This is a genomic window from Cellulomonas septica (assembly GCF_012396155.1).
GTDB classification, from domain to species: Bacteria; Actinomycetota; Actinomycetes; order Actinomycetales; family Cellulomonadaceae; genus Cellulomonas; species Cellulomonas septica.
Genome location: NZ_JAAXOY010000349.1, coordinates 1 through 3,657 on the forward strand (window position 1 = coordinate 1; position 3,657 = coordinate 3,657).

A 3,657-nucleotide genomic window follows, 5' to 3' on the forward strand; every position below is an offset into this window, starting at 1 on the left:
GCCTGGGCGGCGGGGGAGTCGGGAGCGGACAGCACGACGGGCGTCCCGGCGTCGCCGGCCTCGCGCAGCGTCACGTCGAGCGGCACCTGGCCCAGCAGCGGCACGTCGCCGCCGGTCAGCCGGCCGAGGTTCTCCGCGACCCGCGCGCCACCGCCGGACCCGAAGACCTCGAGCCGCGACCCGTCGGGCTGCTCGAGCCACGACATGTTCTCGACGACGCCCACCACGTGCTGCCGCGTCTGCACGGCGACGGACCCGGCGCGCTCGGCGACCTCGGCGGCCGCGGCCTGCGGGGTCGTGACGACGACGATCTCCGAACCCGGCAGCAGCTGCGCGACGGAGATCGCGATGTCGCCGGTCCCGGGCGGCAGGTCGAGCAGCAGGACGTCGAGGTCGCCCCAGAAGACGTCGGCGAGGAACTGCTGGAGCGCGCGGTGGAGCATCGGGCCCCGCCACACGACCGGCTGGCCGGGCGGCACGAACATGCCGATCGACACGACCTTGACGTCGTGCGCGACGGGCGGCAGGAGCATGTCGTCGACCTTGGTCGGCGGGCGCGTGACGCCCAGCATGCGCGGGATCGAGAACCCGTAGATGTCGGCGTCGACGACCCCGACGCGCAGCCCGTCGGCGGCGAGCGCGACCGCGAGGTTGGCCGTGACCGACGACTTGCCGACGCCGCCCTTGCCCGACGCGATCGCGTACACCTTGGTGAGCGACGTCGGCTTGGCGAAGGGGATCTCGGGCTCGGCGTCGGTGCCGCGCAGCAGCGTGCGCAGCGCCTGGCGCTGCTCGGCGGTCATGACCCCGAGCTCGACGACGACCTCGGCGACGCCCTCGACCGCCTGCACCGCGCCGGTCACGTCGCGCGTCAGCGTCTCCTTGAGCGGGCACCCGGGCGTCGTGAGGTCGACGCCGACCCGGACGCGCGCACCCGCGGGCGTCGTCTCCACGTCGACCGACCGGACCATGCCGAGGTCGGTGATGGGGCGACGGATCTCGGGGTCGAGGACCGTCGCGAGCGCGCCGCGGACGGCGGCGTCGAGGGTCGTCGGGTCGGGCTGGGGCATGCCCTCATCGTAGGTGGCGCGCACCGGGCCTCCGGGACGGGGTCCCGTGGGAAAGGCCGGGCGGGTCAGACGGGTCGGTCGGCCCGGTCGTCCTCGCCGCGGTCCAGGTCGGCCCGCCCGGCGTCCATCCTCTCGGCGTCGGCCCGCTCCTGGTCCGCCCGCTCCTGCTCGGCGCGCTCGCGCTCCTCGCGCTCGGCCTCGCGCTCCTCGGCGAGCTCCTCGAGCAGGTTGCGCAGCTCGGACCGGACGAAGTCGCGCGTCGCGACCTCGGACAGCGCGATGCGCAGCGCCGCCATCTCCCGCGCGAGGAACTCGGTGTCCGCGAGGTTCCGCTCGGCCCGCTGCCGGTCCTGCTCGAACTGCACGCGGTCGCGGTCCGTCTGCCGGTTCTGCGCGAGCAGGATGAGCGGCGCGGCGTACGACGCCTGGAGCGACAGCACGAGCGTCAGGGCGGTGAAGCCCAGGTCGGCCTTGTCGAACTGCAGCCCCTCGGGCGCGAGGGTGTTCCACCCGATCCACACGGCGCAGAACACCGTCAGCCAGATGATGAACCGAGGGGTGCCGAGGAAGCGCGCGATCGACTCCGACCACTGCCCCTGCCGCTCGGAGTCGACGCGCGGGCGCGGCAGCACGACCCGCCGCGTCTCGCGCGGCTGGTCGAGCCGCTCAGCCACGACCGCCCCCGACGCGTCCCGCCGCGGGTGTCGCCGGCGTCGCGGGAAGGACCACGCGCGGCTCCTCGTCGGTCTCGCGCCAGTCCTCCGGCAGCAGGTGGTCGAGCACGTCGTCCACGGACACCGCGCCGAGCAGGCGCTTGTCGTCGTCGACCACGGGCAGCGCGAGCAGGTTGTACGTCGCGAGCTGGCGCGTCACCGACATGAGCGGCGCGTCGACGGGGATCGCCTCGACGTCGGTGTCGACGATCGAGCCGATCGCCTCGTGCGGCGGCTCGCGCAGCATGCGCTGCAGGTGGACGACGCCGATGAACCGGCCCGTCGGCGTCTCCAGCGGCGGTCGCGCGACGAAGACCATCGAGGCGAGCGCGGGCGCGAGGTCCTGACGGCGCACGTGCGCGAGGGCCGCGGCGATCGACGTCTCCGGGCCGAGGATCACGGGCTCGGTCGTCATGAGACCACCGGCGGTGTTGTCCTCGTACGCGAGGAGCCGCCGGACGTCCTTCGCCTCCTCGGGCTCCATGAGCTCGAGCAGCTCGGCCGCCTGCTCGTCGGGCAGCTCGCCCAGCAGGTCGGCGGCGTCGTCGGGCTGCATCGCCTCGAGGACGTCGGCCGCACGGGTCAGCTCGAGGCCCTGGAGGATCGCGACCTGGTCGTCCTCGGGCAGCTCCTCGAGGACGTCGGCGAGCCGCTCGTTGTCGAGCGCGACCGCGACCTCGAGGCGGCGCGTGGTGCCCAGGTCGTGCAGCACGTCGGCCAGGTCGGCGGCCTTGAGGTCCTCGTACTGCGCGAGGAGCAGCTCGGCACCCTGCGCGGTGGTCGACGTGCGGCCCAGCGCGATGACGCCCTCGACGGGCACCAGCAGCGTCTCGCCGCGACGGCGCAGCAGACCCGTCTTGCCGGCCGGTCGGCGGCGGACGAACACCTTGGTGACGAGCCAGTCGCCGCCGCGCTGCAGCTCGATCGCGACGTCCTCGACCGTCGCCTGACCCGACCCGTCCGCGAGGTCGACCGTGCGGTCCAGCAGCTCGCCGACGACGAGCGTCTCGGTCGCGCGCTGCTCGAACCGGCGCATGTTGACCAGGCCGGTCGAGATGACCTGACCGGCGTCGACGGCCGTCACGCGGGTGAGGGGCAGGAACACGCGCCGCCGGCCGGGCACCTCGACGACGAGACCGACCGCGCGCGGCGCACCCTTGGGACGGACCAGCACGACGACGTCGCGCACCCGCCCGACCTCGTCGCCGAGCGGGTCGAAGACGGTGGTGCCGGCGAGGCGCGCGACGAAGACCCTGGTCCCGACGCTGCTCACGGTCGCAGCCTAACGGGGTGCGACGGCATCGGCTGGTGGCATCCGTGCGCGCCGTGGGGGAGGATCGCGGCATGTCGTTCACGGGTCCGCGCGTCCCCCGCACCCCCACGCCGCCGCAGGGCGAGACGGTCGCGTCGTACGCGACCTACCTGGAGGCGCAGCGTGCCGTCGACCACCTGGCCGACAAGGCGTTCGCCGTGCAGCTCGTGACGATCGTCGGGACCGACCTGCGCATGGTCGAGCGCGTCACCGGGCGGCTGTCCTACCCGCGCGTCGCGCTGGGCGGGTTCGTGTCGGGCGCGTGGTTCGGCCTCTTCGTCGGCCTGCTGCTGTCGCTGTTCACCGCGCCGGGGTCGAGCAGCCCGTTCATCCCCGCGATCCTCATCGGCGGTGCGTTCGGCCTGCTGTTCTCCGTCATCACGTACTCGTTCTCGCGCGGGCGGCGCGACTTCACGTCGTCGAGCCAGATCGTCGCGTCGTCCTACGCGGTGCTGTGCCAGACCGAGCAGGCGCACAAGGCCCGCGAGCTGCTGCGCGAGGTCGGCGGCGTGCAGTCCGGCTGGCCCGCGCGCCCCGCGGTCACCCCGCCGACGCCGGTGTC

At 74.1% G+C, this 3,657-nt stretch carries 4 protein-coding genes; 1 reads left to right on the plus strand and 3 read right to left on the minus strand.

Translation table 11 applies throughout. The features are described 5' to 3' along the window. From HGA02_RS13000 to HGA02_RS13010, 3 genes are all read right to left on the minus strand, one after another. On the minus strand, positions 1–1,070 hold a 1,070-nt coding region (locus HGA02_RS13000; protein WP_168679363.1), incomplete at its 3' end, for an Mrp/NBP35 family ATP-binding protein. A 65-nt stretch (positions 1,071–1,135) separates the two neighbouring features. Beyond that, the gene (locus tag HGA02_RS13005) at positions 1,136–1,744 is read right to left on the minus strand and encodes a DUF1003 domain-containing protein (RefSeq protein ID WP_168679364.1); all 609 of its coding nucleotides are present in this window, start codon (positions 1,742–1,744) and stop codon (positions 1,136–1,138) included. Further along, the gene (locus HGA02_RS13010) at positions 1,737–3,056 is read right to left on the minus strand and encodes a magnesium transporter MgtE N-terminal domain-containing protein (protein WP_168679365.1); all 1,320 of its coding nucleotides are present in this window, start codon (positions 3,054–3,056) and stop codon (positions 1,737–1,739) included. The genes HGA02_RS13005 and HGA02_RS13010 overlap by 8 nt, the downstream gene beginning before the upstream one ends. 71 nt (positions 3,057–3,127) lie before the next feature. Here HGA02_RS13010 and HGA02_RS13015 point away from each other — a divergent pair. Beyond that, positions 3,128–3,657: YflT domain-containing protein (locus HGA02_RS13015; RefSeq protein WP_168679366.1), on the plus strand; the 530-nt coding region annotated here is incomplete at its 3' end.